The organism is Klebsiella sp. LY (assembly GCF_004010915.1).
In the GTDB taxonomy this organism is placed as follows: Bacteria; Pseudomonadota; Gammaproteobacteria; order Enterobacterales; family Enterobacteriaceae; genus Klebsiella; species Klebsiella quasipneumoniae.
Genome location: NZ_CP022444.1, coordinates 3630958 through 3646227 on the forward strand (window position 1 = coordinate 3630958; position 15270 = coordinate 3646227).

Sequence of the window (15270 nt, forward strand, 5' to 3'; positions counted from 1 at the left end):
GACCCGTGCTGGAACGGCTGTCATGGAAAAGGCTGGCGCTGGAGCTCTTTTTAGCGTGTATTCCGGCCCTGATTCTGGGGGCGTTTGTGGGTCATTTGCCGTGGTTTTTACTGGCGGCAGTGACCGGTTTGCTGATCTGGCATTTCTGGAATTTGATGCGCCTGTCGTGGTGGCTGTGGGTGGACCGGAGCATGACCCCTCCGCCCGGCCGCGGCAGCTGGGAGCCGCTGCTGTATGGTCTGCACCAGATGCAGATGCGTAATAAAAAGCGTCGACGTGAGCTGGGAAGCCTGATTAAACGCTTCCGCAGTGGAGCGGAATCGTTGCCGGACGCGGTGGTCCTGACCACGGAGGAGGGAGCCATTTTCTGGTGTAATGGCCTGGCGCAGCAGATTTTAAACCTGCGCTGGCCGGACGACAGTGGGCAAAACATTCTTAACCTTCTGCGCTATCCTGAATTCGCCACCTACCTGAAACAGCGTGATTTTTCAAAACCGCTCAATCTGGTGCTGAATAATGCCCGTCATCTGGAAATTCGCGTGATGCCCTACAGCGACAAGCAGTGGCTAATGGTGGCGCGCGACGTGACGCAGATGCATCAACTGGAAGGGGCGCGGCGTAACTTCTTCGCTAACGTCAGCCATGAGCTGCGCACCCCGCTGACGGTGCTGCAGGGCTATCTGGAGATGATGCAGGAGCAGGTGCTGGAAGGGGCGACCCGTGAAAAGGCCCTGCACACCATGCGTGAGCAAACCCAGCGTATGGAGGGGCTGGTGAAGCAGCTGCTCACGCTGTCGCGTATTGAAGCCGCGCCGGCGCTGGCGATGAATGACCGCATCGACGTGCCGATGATGCTGCGGGTGGTGGAGCGCGAGGCGCAGACCCTCAGCCAGGATAAGCAGACGCTGTTTTTTACCGTCGATGAGCAGCTCAAGGTGCTGGGCAACGAAGAGCAGCTGCGCAGCGCCATTTCTAACCTGGTTTATAACGCGGTGAACCACACCCCGCCGGGCACTGAAATTCGCGTCAGCTGGCAGCGAACGCCGCAGGGGGCGCTGTTCAGCGTCGAAGATAATGGGCCAGGCATTGCGCCGGAGCATATTCCCCGTCTGACCGAGCGTTTCTATCGGGTGGATAAAGCCCGCTCCCGGCAAACGGGGGGCAGCGGCCTGGGGCTGGCGATTGTCAAACACGCGGTCAACCATCATGACAGCCGACTGGAAATAGAAAGTACGGTGGGCAAGGGAACCCGTTTTAGCTTCCTGCTCCCGGAACGATTAATTGCCAGAAACGACACCTGAGCGGCGCACTGTCAGCTTATCTTGCCAATGACCAGCTTCGGCTGGTCATTTTCATTGGCAGTCATTTTCCCCTCGCCTATTTAATGAACGTGCGCTGCTTTTTTGTTCGCATGATAAGCCACGGGTTTTCCATCAATATGGTAAATGATTCTGGTGTGAAAAGGATAACCAGCATAATCATCTGCTTTTGCGATCGTGCCTTGCTTTAAAACGTTATAAGCGTTTAAATTGCGCCTGCGCAGTCGATGACAGACTGCTTTTGCGTGGTAATACCAAAAACAATTCTTTCCCACGCCGCTTCGGGAGCATATCTCGCTGAGTTTACCGGCAATCGCCGCTGTATCGTCCCTGAGAGGGTAGCGCGGTATTTTTCCATTTTTTTACAACACCACATCCACAGGCAGTAATGAATTTATGACCCATCAGTTAAAATCTCGCGACATCATAGCGTTGGGCTTTATGACCTTCGCGTTGTTCGTTGGCGCAGGCAATATTATTTTCCCTCCGATGGTTGGCTTACAGGCGGGCGAGCACGTCTGGACGGCGGCGATCGGCTTCCTGATCACTGCGGTGGGTCTGCCGGTGCTGACGGTGGTGGCGCTGGCGAAAGTCGGCGGAGGCGTTGAAAGCCTGAGCACCCCGATTGGTAAAGTGGCGGGTATCCTGCTGGCGGTGGTGTGTTATCTCGCGGTAGGACCGCTGTTCGCGACCCCGCGCACCGCGACCGTCTCTTTTGAGGTCGGGATTGCGCCGCTGACCGGCGACGGCCCGCTGCCGCTGCTGATCTACAGCGTTATCTACTTCGCGCTGGTGATCCTGGTCTCACTCTATCCGGGCAAACTGCTGGATACGGTGGGAAATTTCCTTGCGCCGCTGAAAATTATCGCCCTGATTGTGCTGGCGGTCGCCGCGGTTGTCTGGCCGGCGGGCCCGATCAGCGACGCGATGGAAGCGTATCGTACCGCGCCATTCTCCAATGGCTTCGTCAACGGCTACCTGACCATGGACACCCTCGGCGCGATGGTGTTCGGGATCGTGATTGTCAATGCCGCACGCTCCCGCGGCGTCAGCGAAGCGCGTTTGTTGACCCGCTACACCGTCTGGGCGGGCCTGATGGCAGGCGTCGGTCTGACCCTGCTGTATCTGGCGCTGTTCCGTCTGGGCTCTGATAGCGCCACCCTCGTGGACCAGTCCGCTAACGGCGCGGCAATCCTCCACGCTTACGTGCAGCATACCTTCGGCGGGGCGGGCAGCTTCCTGCTGGCGGCGCTGATCTTCATCGCCTGCCTGGTGACGGCGGTGGGTCTGACCTGCGCCTGCGCTGAGTTCTTTGCCCAGTATCTGCCGTTCTCCTATCGCACGCTGGTCTTCATCCTCGGCCTGTTCTCGATGGCGGTCTCCAACCTTGGTCTGAGCCACCTGATTCAGGTGTCGATTCCGGTGTTGACCGCTATCTATCCGCCGTGTATCGCACTGGTTGTATTAAGCTTTACCCGCAGTTGGTGGCATAATTCGTCACGTGTTATCGCGCCGGCCATGTTTATCAGTCTGATGTTTGGTATCATTGACGGGATTAAGTCATCGGCGTTTGCCGCTATCCTGCCGGCCTGGACCGCGCGTCTGCCGCTGGCGGAGCAAGGTCTGGCCTGGCTGATGCCGACCGCCGTGATGGCAATCCTCGCGGTGATCTGGGACCGTGCCGCCGGACGTCAGGTGACCTCCAGCGCGCACTAACCGGCGTTGAAGACAAGCGTTTAACCACGGGACTTCGGGTTCCGTGGTTTTTTATTTTTTGTGTTAAACGGCATTGAAAAACCACGATGGAAAGTAGTAACAAGCTTAAGCGCGGGCTAAGCACCCGGCACATCCGCTTTATGGCCCTGGGTTCCGCCATCGGCACCGGGCTTTTTTACGGTTCAGCCGACGCGATTAAAATGGCCGGACCCAGCGTACTGTTGGCCTACATTATCGGCGGCGTCGCGGCATATATCATTATGCGCGCGCTCGGTGAGATGTCGGTGCATAACCCTTCCGCCAGCTCATTCTCTCGCTATGCTCAGGAAAACCTCGGCGGACTGGCGGGCTATATCACCGGCTGGACCTACTGCTTTGAAATCCTGATCGTCGCCATCGCCGACGTCACCGCCTTCGGTATCTACATGGGCGTCTGGTTCCCGACGGTGCCGCACTGGATCTGGGTGCTCAGCGTGGTGCTCATCATCTGCGCCGTCAACCTGATGAGCGTCAAGGTGTTTGGCGAGCTGGAGTTCTGGTTCTCGTTCTTCAAAGTGGCCACCATCATCATTATGATCCTCGCCGGGTTCGGCATCATTATCTGGGGGATCGGCAACGGCGGCCAGCCGACGGGCATTCATAACCTCTGGAGCAACGGCGGCTTCTTCAGCAACGGTTGGCTGGGAATGGTGATGTCGCTGCAGATGGTGATGTTCGCCTACGGCGGTATCGAAATCATCGGTATTACCGCCGGTGAGGCGAAAGATCCGGAGAAATCCATTCCACGCGCTATCAACTCGGTGCCGATGCGCATTCTGGTGTTCTATGTCGGCACGCTGTTTGTCATTATGTCTATCTATCCGTGGAACCAGGTGGGTACCGACGGCAGCCCCTTTGTCCTGACCTTCCAGCATCTGGGCATTACCTTTGCGGCCAGCATTCTTAACTTCGTGGTCCTGACGGCCTCGCTGTCGGCGATTAACTCCGACGTGTTCGGCGTGGGCCGTATGCTGCACGGCATGGCCGAGCAGGGGAGCGCGCCGAAGGTGTTCGCCAAAACCTCGCGTCGCGGTATTCCGTGGGTGACGGTGATGGTGATGACCATTGCGCTGCTGTTTGCGGTATACCTCAATTACATCATGCCGGAAAACGTCTTCCTGGTGATCGCCTCGCTGGCCACCTTCGCCACCGTGTGGGTGTGGATTATGATCCTGCTGTCGCAGATTGCCTTCCGCCGCCGTCTGTCGCCGGAGGAGGTCAAAGCCCTGAAATTCAAAGTTCCCGGTGGGGTGGCGACCACGGTTGTCGGCCTGCTGTTCCTGGCGTTTATTATCGCCCTGATCGGCTATCATCCGGACACCCGCATCTCGCTGTACGTCGGTATGGCGTGGATTGCGCTGCTGCTGCTGGGCTGGGTCTTTAAGACCCGTCGTGAGCGCCGCCTGGCGCAGGCGCAGTAATCAACATCGCCCCGGTCAGCATCGCGCGACCGGGGCGGCTTGCCGACCCGCGTCCTCCCCCGTTATCCTCCCCCAAAAAATCCTGTGACGATGAGTTCTGCGCCTGACGGCTATGGCAAGGTGTGCCCATTCTGCACAATGAGGATTCACGATGTTGAAGGCATGGCACCTTCCGGTTGCACCCTTTATCAAGGTGCAACAGGACCGACTGTTTATTACCCTGTGGTTGAGCGGTGAGTCGCTGCCGCAGCGGATCACGCTGCGCGCGGAAGAAGATAACGAAGAGCTGTCGCTGCCGATGCAGCGCCTCCGCCAGGCGCCGAGGCCGGGTGTGGTGGCATGGCGCGGCGAAATCTCTCTCGCCAACGGTCAGCCGCGCCGCCGCTACAGCTTTAAGCTACTGTGGGCCGACCATCAGCGCTGGTTTACGCCGCAGGGCTTCAGCCGTTTCCCGCCGGCCAGGCTGGAGCAGTTCGCCGTCGACCTGCCGGACGCCGGCCCGCAGTGGGTGGCCGATCAGGTTTTCTACCAGATTTTCCCCGATCGCTTTGCCCGCAGCGCTGCGCGTGACGCCGAACAGGATGCGGTCTATTACCATCACGCGGCGGGACGGGAGATTGTGCGCAAGGCGTGGGACGAACCGCTTACCGGCGAGGCGGGCGGGTCGACGTTCTACGGCGGGGATCTCGACGGCATCAGCGAAAAACTGCCTTACCTGAAGCAGCTCGGTGTCACCGCCCTGTATCTGAACCCGGTCTTCGCCGCCCCCAGCGTGCATAAATACGACACCGAGGATTATCGGCGCGTCGATCCGCAGTTTGGCGGCGACGCGGCGCTGCTCCGCTTGCGCCACAACACCCAGCGGGCGGGGATGCGCATGATCCTCGACGGCGTGTTCAACCATACCGGCGATTCCCATCCCTGGTTCGATCGCCACCAGCAGGGCAGCGGCGGCGCCGGCCACCATCCGGACTCCCCGTGGCGCGACTGGTTTACCTTCTCCGGGGAGGGGCAGGCGCACAACTGGCTGGGCTATGCCAGTCTGCCGAAGCTCGACTATCGGTCGACCAGCCTGGTCAACGAGATCTATGCCGGCGAGGACAGCATCGTACGCCACTGGCTGAAGGCGCCGTGGAGTATGGACGGCTGGCGTCTGGACGTGGTGCATATGCTCGGCGAAGGCGGCGGGGCGCGGAATAACCTGCGGCATATCGCCGGCATCACCCTGGCGGCGAAACAAACGCAGCCGGAAGCCTTTGTCTTTGGCGAACATTTTGGCGACGCGCGCCAGTGGCTGCAGGCGGATGCTGAAGATGCGGCAATGAACTACCGCGGCTTCACCTTCCCGATCTGGGGATTCCTCGCCAATACCGATATCTCTTACGATCCGCAGAAGATAGACGCCCAGACCTGTATGGCGTGGATGGATAATTATCGCGCCGGGCTGTCGCATCAGCAGCAGCTGCGGATGTTCAACCAGCTCGACAGCCATGATACGGCGCGTTTTAAATCTCTCCTTGGCAAAGACGTAGCGCGTCTGCCGCTGGCGGTGGTGTGGCTGTTCAGCTGGCCCGGAGTACCGTGTATCTACTACGGCGATGAGGTGGGCGTAGATGGCAATAACGATCCGTTCTGCCGCAAACCGTTCCCGTGGGATCCGGCGCTGCAGGATACCCAGCTGCTGGCGCTGTATCAGCGAATGGCGAAACTACGTAAAGCCCACCAGGCGCTGCGCTACGGCGGCTGCCAGGTGATTTACGCCGAGGATAACGTGGTGGTGTTTGTCCGCGTCTACAAACAGCAGCGGGTACTGGTGGCGATTAACCGCGGCGAAGCCTGCGAAGTGGTTATCGAGGATTCGCCGCTGTTGGACGTGGGAGCCTGGACGCTGCAGGAGGGCGCCGGCGCCTTCCATGACGGGGTACTGACGCTCCCGGCTATCTCCGCCTGCGTCTGGTCCGGTCGTTAACGATAGAGCTGGCTCAGCAGGTCGTCGCGGAGGAGCGCCTCCCGCCACCAGCGCTGAGCCAGTCCGTCATTCCCGCTGCGCCAGGCCATGTAGGTGATATCTTTTTCCCGCCAGCCGGCGACGCTTTTCTCCACCAGACAGCCTTTTTCCAGCCACGGGCGGGCGATATGACGCGGCAGAAAGCCGCAGCCCAGCCCGGCGCACAGCAGTTCGACTTTGCTGGCGAAATCATCGACGCCGATTTGCGGCTGTTCATCAAGCAGATTGCTGTTCAGCGGATGGCAATAGCGGGCGCTGTCGCGGATCACCACCGCCCGGTGCTGGCTGAGCTGCTTATTGCTGAGCGGCGTTTCCGCTCCGGCCAGCGGGTGGGCCGGGGCGACCACGAAAATGTTATCCAGCGCGCCGAGGGTTTGCCATGACCACTCGGCAGAGGTGGGCGGCTCATTGATGGCGCCGAGGATAATATCCGCGCCATGGTGGGTCAGCTCTTCCCATGAACCGGCGAGGGTGTGATGACTGAAGTTCAGCCGGGTCTGCGGGTTTTGCGCGTAGAACTCGGCGATCAGCGGCAGCAGGGCCGAAAAGGGAAACGAGGCGTCGAGGGCGATCGCCAGCTCTCGCTCCCAGCCCGCGCTCAGCTGCTGGGCCTGCTTTTCCAGATCTCTGGCGGCGCTTAAAAGCTGTCGCCCCTTCTCCAGCATCAGCCGCCCGGTATCAGTAAATTTTGCCCGATGGCCGGAACGATCCAACAAGACGATCTCCAGATCGCTCTCCAGCTTCTGGATCATATAGCTCAGAGCGGCGGGGGTTTTATAAAGCGACTCTGCGGCGGTGGCGAAGGATCCGTGTCGGTCCAGCGCATCAAGGATCATCAGAACATCAAAGTTTACGCGCATCAGGAGTTTCCATTCATTAATTTCCCCTTGTTGTACCTAAGCGCAATAATCAATGCCAGTGAATAAATCAGAACAGTTTGCCGTAAAATTTTGATGAACGCTGGCATGAGTAAATACTAACCGCTGACAAAATATAAACCACAAAAAAACTTTAATAACTTGTTAGAAATAACTGGCTATACTCACCATGCTTTATCAGTCAGGATCTACACGACGCATTAACCATCATGTCATCTTTTTAACTAATTGATTAAGAAGGTATTTAATGTCTATTCGTGAACTGCTCGATCCCACTAATTCCGCCCTTATCTTTATTGATCATCAGCCACAGATGTCATTCGGCGTGGCGAATATCGATCGCCAGACCCTCAAAAATAACACCGTGGCGCTGGCTAAAGCCGGCAAAATTTTTAATGTACCGGTGATTTACACTTCCGTAGAGACCAAAAGCTTCAGCGGTTATATTTGGCCGGAATTATTGGCCGTGCATCCTGACGTCAAGCCGATTGAGCGTACTTCAATGAACTCCTGGGAAGACGATGCCTTCGTTGCGGCGGTGAAAGCGACCGGCCGTAAAAAGCTGGTGATCTCCGCTCTGTGGACCGAAGTTTGCCTGACGTTTCCGGCGCTGATGGCCCTGGAGGCGGGCTACGAAGTGTATGTGGTCACCGATACCTCCGGCGGTACCTCTGTCGACGCCCATGAGCGCTCCATTGACCGGATGGTGCAGGCGGGCGCGGTGCCGGTGACCTGGCAGCAGGTGCTGCTGGAGTACCAGCGCGACTGGTCGCGCAAAGCGACTTACGATGCGGTGATGGACCTGGTGCGCGAACACAGCGGCGCCTACGGGATGGGCGTGGATTACGCTTATACCATGGTGCATGGCGCGCCAGAGCGTAAAGCTTAAATACACTTCACCCTTCAGGCTGCCTCTTTGTTAGCTGGGTTTGCCCGCCCCGGTCACTGACTGATGTCAGCTCCCGGGACGTGCCGGCTTGCCGCCTCGACGCAGCATGAATGACGTTGTGTATGGTCATCTATGGCTAATGGCGAGAATCATCCTGCCATTCCCCTGAAGCAAGGAATCTTTATGGCGCAGCAAAAATCGGTGACCCTTGTCATCAGCCATCTGCTCGATCCGCAACACGGCCAGCGCTACGAAGAGTGGCTCGGCAAAATCATGCCCATCGCGGCTGAGTTTCCCGGCCATCTCGGGGCGAATGTGATCCGGCCCGCCGCAGGGCAGAATCTGTGGAGCGTGATTATCCGCTTCGACACCCTGGAGCATCTCTATGCCTGGACGCAGTCGGAAACCCGTCGTCAGCTGGTGGCGGAAATTGCCCCGCTGCTGACGGAGGGCGATCGGACGGAGGTGCGGACCGAACCGGCCTTCTGGTTTACCCCGCCGGTGGCGAATGTGCGCCAGCCGCGGCGCTGGAAACAGTTTCTGATCACCCTGCTGGTGATTTTCCCCAGCACCAACCTGGTGCCGACGGTGACCGGCATGCTGTTGCCGACGCTTAAGGGGAGCCTGCTGCTGCACCTGATCAATGATGCCTGCGTGGTTGCGCTGGTGGTCTGGTTCTGGATGCCCATCGTGACCCGCCTGTTTGCTGGCTGGTTGAAGAAAAACTGAGTCAGCCTCCCCAAGGAGTGTGTTATGTCGCAAACTGCCACACTGATTCTGACCCACGGCCAGATTCATACCCTCGATCGTGCGAATCCGCTGGCGGAAGCCGTGGCCATCGCCGACGGAAAAATTGTTGCCACCGGAAGCCACGATCGGATCATGAGCTTTGCCGCCGAGGGAACGCAGATCGTCGATCTCAAAGGGCATACGGTGATCCCGGGCCTCAACGATTCTCACCTGCATCTGATCCGCGGAGGGTTGAACTACAACCTTGAGCTCCGCTGGGAGGGCGTGCCCTCGCTGGCCGATGCCCTGCGAATGCTTAAGGATCAGGCGGATCGCACACCGTCGCCGCAGTGGGTGCGGGTGGTCGGCGGCTGGAGCGAATTCCAGTTCGCCGAACGACGGATGCCGACCCTGGAAGAGCTAAACGACGCGGCGCCCGATACGCCAGTGTTTGTGCTACATCTCTACGATCGCGCACTGCTGAACCGCGCGGCGCTGAAAGCCGTGGGGTATAGCAAAGAGACGCCGGATCCGGTGGGCGGAGAGATCGTCCGCGATAGCCACGGCAACCCGACCGGGATGCTGATTGCCAAACCAAACGCCATGATCCTCTACGCCACCCTGGCCAAAGGGCCGAAGCTGCCGCTGGATCTGCAGGTGAACTCCACCCGTCAGTTTATGCGCGAGCTGAACCGACTGGGGCTGACCAGCGCCATCGACGCCGGGGGCGGTTTCCAGAACTACCCGGAAGATTACGAAATTATCGAGCAGCTGCACGCAAAAGATCAGATGACCGTGCGCATCGCCTACAACCTGTTTACCCAGCGACCGAAGCAGGAGCTGGAGGACTTCGAGCGCTGGACCGATATGCTGAAGCCGGGGCAGGGAACCGATTTCTATCGCGCCAACGGCGCCGGCGAGATGTTGGTGTTTTCGGCGGCGGATTTTGAAGATTTCCTGCAGCCGCGGCCGGATTTGCCGCAAGGCATGGAAGATGAGCTGGAGCGGGTGGTGCGCCATCTGGTAGAACATCGCTGGCCGTTCCGCCTGCATGCCACCTACGACGAGTCCATCAGCCGGATGCTGGACGTGTTTGAGAAGGTGAACCGTGACATTCCGTTTAATGGCCTGCACTGGTTCTTCGATCATGCCGAGACCATTACCGAGCGCAACATTGAGCGGGTGAAGGCGCTGGGGGGCGGCATTGCGGTGCAGCACCGGATGGCCTTCCAGGGCGAATATTTTGTCGATCGCTACGGCAAAGAGGCGGTGAAACATACGCCGCCGGTAGCGAAAATGCTGGAGCTGGACGTACCGGTAGGGTTAGGGACCGATGCCACCCGCGTCGCCAGCTATAATCCGTGGACCGCGCTGTACTGGCTGGTCTCCGGGCGCACCGTTGGCGGGATGGCGATGTATGACGACAACAACCGCCTGCCGCGCGATGTCGCGCTGGAGCTGTGGACGGCGGGCAGCGCCTGGTTCTCCAGCGAGCAGGGTAAAAAGGGCCGTCTGGCCGCCGGTCAGCTTGCCGATCTGGTGGTGCTGTCGAAGGACTATTTCAGCGTCGCGGAAGAGGAGATCAAAGGCATTGAGTCGGTGCTGACGGTGGTTGATGGCAAAGTGGTGTACGCCGCCGGTCACTTCTCGCCGCTGGCGCCGCCGCCGATCCCGGTGCTGCCGGAGTGGTCGCCGGTGGTGAAGGTCCCGGGCCATTACCGTTCCGCTCCGCCAGCGGCGGCCAAAATTGGCGCCATAGTGCAGATGCACCAGTGCTGCGGTAGCTGCGGTGTCCACGGCCATCAGCATGATATCGCGCGAAAATCGTCGATCCCGGTCTCCGACGAGCAGGCCTTCTGGGGCGTGCTGGGTTGCTCCTGCTTTGCCTTCTGATGCCTGACGCCTCCGCCCCGGTTGCTAAGGGGCGGAGGTCTCAGCCACCTTTCACGCATCAATAGCGCTGCTGTGAGCCAAAAAGCGCCATGCGGCGGGCAATCATTTCGCGTACTGGCTGCAGTCCCTGGGCGATCACTTTCCGCGGATCGTTCACATCGTGCCCGGTATCGGCAGCAAAGATCGCCTTCACCTGCTGGCACCAGGCGTACATATTTTCGGTATTAACGTTAATCTTGGCGGTGCCGCAGGCAATCGCCCGGCGCATATCCTCATCGGCAATACCGGTGCCGCCATGCAGCACCAGCGGAATCTTCACCCGCTCGGCAATGGCTTTCATCTCGGTAAATCCCAGTCGGGCTTTGCCTTTATACAGGCCATGGGTGGAGCCCAGCGCGGCGGCGAGGCAATCCACCTGGGTTTCTGTCACCAGGGTGTAGCACTCCTCGGGATCGGCGTAGATGACTTCGGAATTGACAATGCCGTCTTCACTGCCGGCGATAGTCCCCAGTTCGGCCTCAACAGAGATACCTTTGCTGTGCGCCAGCGTCACCAGATGGCGAGTAATAGCCAGGTTTTCCCTGAACGGCAGATGCGAGCCATCAAACATAATGGAACTGAAGCCGGCGGCGATCGCCGCTTCGCAGGCCTCCCGGGAGGTGCCATGATCCAGATGCAGCGCCACCGGAACATCAATATGCAAATACTCCATGGCGTTAACTACGATGTCATGAATACATTTTAACCCGAGCATATGCTTAACCGTGCCGCCGGACACGCCCAAAATAACCGGTGAGCGGCACTGCTGGGCGGTGCTTAATACGGCGCCGACCCATTCCAGATTATTAATGTTGAACTGACCGACGGCGTAGCCGTCCCGCAGGGCATGCTGAAGCATGTCCTTCATCGACACTAACATATTCACCTCTTGATATTTATTAAATGCAGTTATTCTTCAAAATATTGCTTTAAGTTTCTCTCGTAGTTATTTAACGAGTGGTGGACGACCGCCAGGTCCGGCATAGATTCCCGTACCCCTTTTTTCTCAATAGAAATGGCGGCGGTCAGGCTGGCAAATAAAATAATATTATCTATGTGCCATGAGTAGTGGACGCCATAGGTGAAGGCACCGTGAAATACATCTCCGGCTCCGGTGGTATCAACGGCATTGCACAGCCAGGAAGGAACGATCTGCAGCATACCGCTTTTTAAAAAAGCGCAGCCTTTTTCGCCAAGGGTAATAAATGCTTCACCGCGGCAAATTTTATTCAGCTCAATCAGCGCCGCTTTAATTTCTGCTTCGGTGCTCAGCGAGCGATAGCTCATATAATCGCGGGCAAAATGTTCGCTCACTACAAAATAGTCGGTCCAGGCTGCGAGTTTTATATTGCTGGCGCGCAGTGACCCGCCGTCCATCACCACTCTGGCGTTCGGCAGTTTCTTAATTAAATATTCACTGATTTCCGGCTCATGGCCGTCAATTAAAATGGTGACCGGCTCCTCGGCGGCAATCAGTCGTTCGGCGAGGTCGTCCAGTTTGAGCTTTTGATCGTAGGTCAGGGAAGGCGGTGTCTGCATCTTGCGGGTAATAATCGTCCGCGAACCCGTTAAGCGATTGACCAGCACCGAGGCCAGCGGGGTGATCATGTCATCGGAGAAAACCACCTGGCTGGTATCCACCCCCGCTTCGGCAAACTCATCGATAATGCGCTGACCGTAAAGGTCCTGATGCAGATGGCCGATGTAATAGACCTCCTCACCCCATAATCCCAGCAGCCATGCCGCATTGGCCGCCGGGCCGCCGCCGCTTTCTATAAAATCATGACAAAAGTTTTTGGTATTCTCCTGGGGCCATTCATTGAGAAAGAAAAACTGATCGAAACAGGCAAATCCAATGGACAAAATAGCCATAACCACTCCTGATTATTTGTCAGCGGCGGGAAGCGTGACCTTCCCGCAGGGAAAAATGACCTCGCTTATTCATTTTTCTGCTTGGCAGTAAGCTCCTCATAGCTGAGCGTGTTGCCCACTACCCGTACCTGACGGAAGCAGAAAGGCACCAGCAGCGCGACGAGCAGCGCCAGACAAATCAGGTAGATAGTGACCTGGCCAAACTGGGTGAACGCGTTACCAATAATGATGCCCCACACTGCGAAGTCGAAATCGGCGAAGGTGCTGTTTTCAAACCCGAGGTTGCCGAGCGCCGGCAGCAGCATCGCCGGCAGGAAGGCGAGGAAGATCCCGCCGATAAACGCGGCGATGATACACCCGCGCTTACCGCCCAGCTTGTCGGCAAAGACCCCGGAGGTGCCGCCGCAGAAGAAGTGCGGCACCATGCCGGGAATAATCAGCGCCATGCCCAGTCCGCCGAGCATGAGCATCCCGACCAGACCGCCCACAAAGGAGCTGATGAATCCCACCACCACCGCGGTGGGGCTAAAGGTGAAGAACACCGCGCAGTCAACGGCCGGGATGGAGTCCGGGATCAGTTTCTGGCTGATGCCCTGGAATGCCGGCACCAGATCGCCGAGGATCAACCGCACGCCGTTGTAGACAATGGCTACGCCAACGGCGAACTGCAGACCGGTCAGCACGGAGAAGATCAGCATATTCTGGTCGGTGATGGTGCTCAGGTACGCCGACCCGGCGACAGCGCTGCAGATGAAGTAGATAACAAACATCACGATACCGGTGGTGACGGTGGTATCGCGCAGAAAACCCCATTTTTCTGAGATTTCGGTATCGGCGAAGGAGTTTGCCGGATTGCCGGTCCGGCTGGCGATCCACGCCGAGAGGTAGTAGCCCAGGGAGCCGAAATGGCCCATGGCGATCCCGCCGTCTTCGGTTACCTGCCTGGTGTAACGCTGGCCAATGGCCGGGGAAATGGCCGACCATGAGCCCAACAGGAATCCGCCGATCAGGATCAACATCCAGCCCTGGAACTCCGCCGCCTGCAGGACGGCGGAGAACAGGCAGGCGAGAAAGAACGAATGATGGCCGGTGAGAAAGATATATTTATATTTGGTGCAGCGGGCTATGATCAGGTTGAAAATAAAGCCCAACAGCAAAATACTCATGGTTTCCACGCCCAGCATTTTCTGGGCGACGGAGACAATGGCTTAATTGTTAGGAATAACGCCGCGGATATTAAATCCAGCTTCGATAATACCGCCCAGCGGGTTGAGATTGGCAACGATAACGCCTGCGCCAGCGCTCAGCATCAAATAGCCTAAAATCGGCTTTAATGTGCCGGTAAGGAGTTTGTTGCCGGGGGAGCGCAGCGCCACTAAGCCAACGAAGGCGATAAGCCCCATTAAAAAAGCGGGTTGACTGAATATTTCCGTTAAGAAACTAAGAATAGCCTGCATGGTCGTTCCCTCTATGCTGATTAAGAGTGAGTCGCAGCAATTTTCATCAGCGCGTCGGTAATATCCTCGGCGATTTTTGCTTTATGGACGTAGCTGCGAATAATGGCGACATGACAGTGGGCCGGAAATTGATTTGCCAGTTCTTTGATCGTGACGTAAAGGTCGGCTTTTTCCCCGACGGCGTTAGCAAAATCGACCGAAGCGACGTCCGCTTTGATACCTAATTCTTCACAGATCTTCTTCACATTATTCGCAGCCATCAATGAACTGCCAATACCGTTACCACAAACCGTTCTGATAACTAACATAATGACTACTCCATTTGTTTTTGGATGAAATGTAAGACTGAATTCACGTCATTTTCCTGCTGAAGAAAAGTCACGATATCTGACTCGATCAGCGAGGCAATCAGTTGGATCATTTTGATATGACTGTCAGCATCGGCGCCGGCGATCGCGATGACGACGGTAACCGGATCGAACTCATCGTGGCCGAAGGTCACTGGTGTGGCGGTGGTGACAAGCGAAAATCCGGTCTGCAATGCCCCTTTTTCCGGGCGGGCGTGCGGCATGGCAATCCCGTCATCTATCACGATGGCGGCGCCAAAATCCTCGTATACTGTCAGCATCTCGTTGACATATTCGGCGCTGCAAATCTGGCGCCTGGCGAGTAATGAACCCGCCAGTTCGATGGCCTCCTCCGCATGGGAAATATTCTGCTTCAGGGCGATTAACGTCGGGTCAAAAATAATATCCATTCTCTTCTCCTGAACGTATTCCTGTTCCTGAGTAAAATCATGACCAAATACATTGATAAAAATGATGGATGAGATCACATCCGCGGTTTTAAATATTGATGGCGATCACATCGACGGCAAAGTGCTGGCTGAAAATCATATAATTAATTTATTTGTTTTTCAGACTGTTATGAAGTGGTTGAGATTTAACGCTGAAATTTGACAGAGAAAAAATGAGAGGCAGAGCGAAATTTTTCAGCAGAAGTGTATTGCT

Annotated in this window: 13 protein-coding genes and 1 pseudogene; 8 read left to right on the forward strand and 6 right to left on the reverse strand. The window is 57.3% G+C overall.

Translation table 11 applies throughout. The features are described 5' to 3' along the window. The first annotated feature begins 5 nt into the window (after positions 1 to 5). The 4 genes from phoR (at position 6) to malZ (ending at position 6464) form a co-directional block, all read left to right on the forward strand. Entirely contained in the window at positions 6 to 1301 is a 1296-nt protein-coding gene (gene phoR, locus CE636_RS20665; RefSeq protein WP_017898936.1) for a phosphate regulon sensor histidine kinase PhoR, read from the forward strand. Between the two features lie 414 nt (positions 1302 to 1715). Further along, positions 1716 to 3035 carry a branched-chain amino acid transporter carrier protein BrnQ gene (gene brnQ, locus CE636_RS20670; RefSeq protein ID WP_004204859.1) on the forward strand — a complete coding sequence of 440 codons (1320 nt, stop codon included), beginning with the start codon at positions 1716 to 1718 and terminating at the stop codon, positions 3033 to 3035. Between the two features lie 86 nt (positions 3036 to 3121). After that, the gene (proY, locus tag CE636_RS20675; RefSeq protein WP_004204857.1) at positions 3122 to 4495 is read left to right on the forward strand and encodes a proline-specific permease ProY; all 1374 of its coding nucleotides are present in this window, start codon (positions 3122 to 3124) and stop codon (positions 4493 to 4495) included. A gap of 151 nt (positions 4496 to 4646) precedes the next feature. After that, positions 4647 to 6464, forward strand: a complete 1818-nt coding sequence (malZ, locus tag CE636_RS20680; RefSeq protein ID WP_017898935.1) for a maltodextrin glucosidase — start codon at positions 4647 to 4649, stop codon at positions 6462 to 6464. On the opposite strand, the gene CE636_RS20685 is transcribed toward malZ, so the two are convergent. Continuing rightward, entirely contained in the window at positions 6461 to 7363 is a 903-nt protein-coding gene (locus CE636_RS20685; protein ID WP_004204855.1) for a LysR substrate-binding domain-containing protein, read from the reverse strand. The genes malZ and CE636_RS20685 overlap by 4 nt on opposite strands. A gap of 265 nt (positions 7364 to 7628) precedes the next feature. Here CE636_RS20685 and CE636_RS20690 point away from each other — a divergent pair, with 265 nt between their 5' ends. The 3 genes from CE636_RS20690 to CE636_RS20700 all read left to right on the forward strand — a co-directional run bounded on the left by CE636_RS20690 (position 7629) and on the right by CE636_RS20700 (position 10892). After that, complete coding sequence (locus CE636_RS20690; RefSeq protein ID WP_002890357.1) at positions 7629 to 8270, forward strand: hydrolase; 642 nt, start codon at positions 7629 to 7631, stop codon at positions 8268 to 8270. 183 nt (positions 8271 to 8453) lie between these two features. Beyond that, on the forward strand, positions 8454 to 8999 hold the full coding sequence (locus CE636_RS20695) for an antibiotic biosynthesis monooxygenase (protein ID WP_017898934.1): 546 nt from the start codon (positions 8454 to 8456) through the stop codon (positions 8997 to 8999). Positions 9000 to 9023: 24 nt separating this feature from the next. Next, entirely contained in the window at positions 9024 to 10892 is a 1869-nt protein-coding gene (locus CE636_RS20700) for an amidohydrolase (protein WP_017898933.1), read from the forward strand. 58 nt (positions 10893 to 10950) lie between these two features. On the opposite strand, the gene fba is transcribed toward CE636_RS20700, so the two are convergent. The 5 genes and pseudogenes from fba to CE636_RS20725 form a co-directional block, all read right to left on the reverse strand. After that, positions 10951 to 11805, reverse strand: coding sequence for a class II fructose-1,6-bisphosphate aldolase (gene fba, locus CE636_RS20705; protein ID WP_074194122.1), 855 nt, complete (start codon positions 11803 to 11805; stop codon positions 10951 to 10953). A gap of 35 nt (positions 11806 to 11840) precedes the next feature. Further along, positions 11841 to 12803 (reverse strand): carbohydrate kinase family protein, encoded by a 963-nt coding sequence (locus CE636_RS20710; RefSeq protein ID WP_004204849.1) that lies wholly within the window; start codon positions 12801 to 12803, stop codon positions 11841 to 11843. A 65-nt stretch (positions 12804 to 12868) separates the two neighbouring features. Beyond that, a pseudogene (locus CE636_RS20715) lies at positions 12869 to 14260 on the reverse strand (PTS ascorbate transporter subunit IIC). 20 nt (positions 14261 to 14280) lie between these two features. After that, complete coding sequence (locus CE636_RS20720; RefSeq protein ID WP_017898931.1) at positions 14281 to 14568, reverse strand: PTS sugar transporter subunit IIB; 288 nt, start codon at positions 14566 to 14568, stop codon at positions 14281 to 14283. 5 nt (positions 14569 to 14573) lie between these two features. Next, positions 14574 to 15017, reverse strand: a complete 444-nt coding sequence (locus CE636_RS20725; protein WP_004204845.1) for a PTS sugar transporter subunit IIA — start codon at positions 15015 to 15017, stop codon at positions 14574 to 14576. 55 nt (positions 15018 to 15072) lie between these two features. Between CE636_RS20725 and CE636_RS28890 the strand changes: the two genes are divergently transcribed. Next, positions 15073 to 15219: a hypothetical protein gene (locus CE636_RS28890; protein ID WP_032446996.1), complete on the forward strand. Its 147-nt coding sequence runs from the start codon at positions 15073 to 15075 to the stop codon at positions 15217 to 15219. The last annotated feature ends 51 nt before the right edge of the window (positions 15220 to 15270 follow it).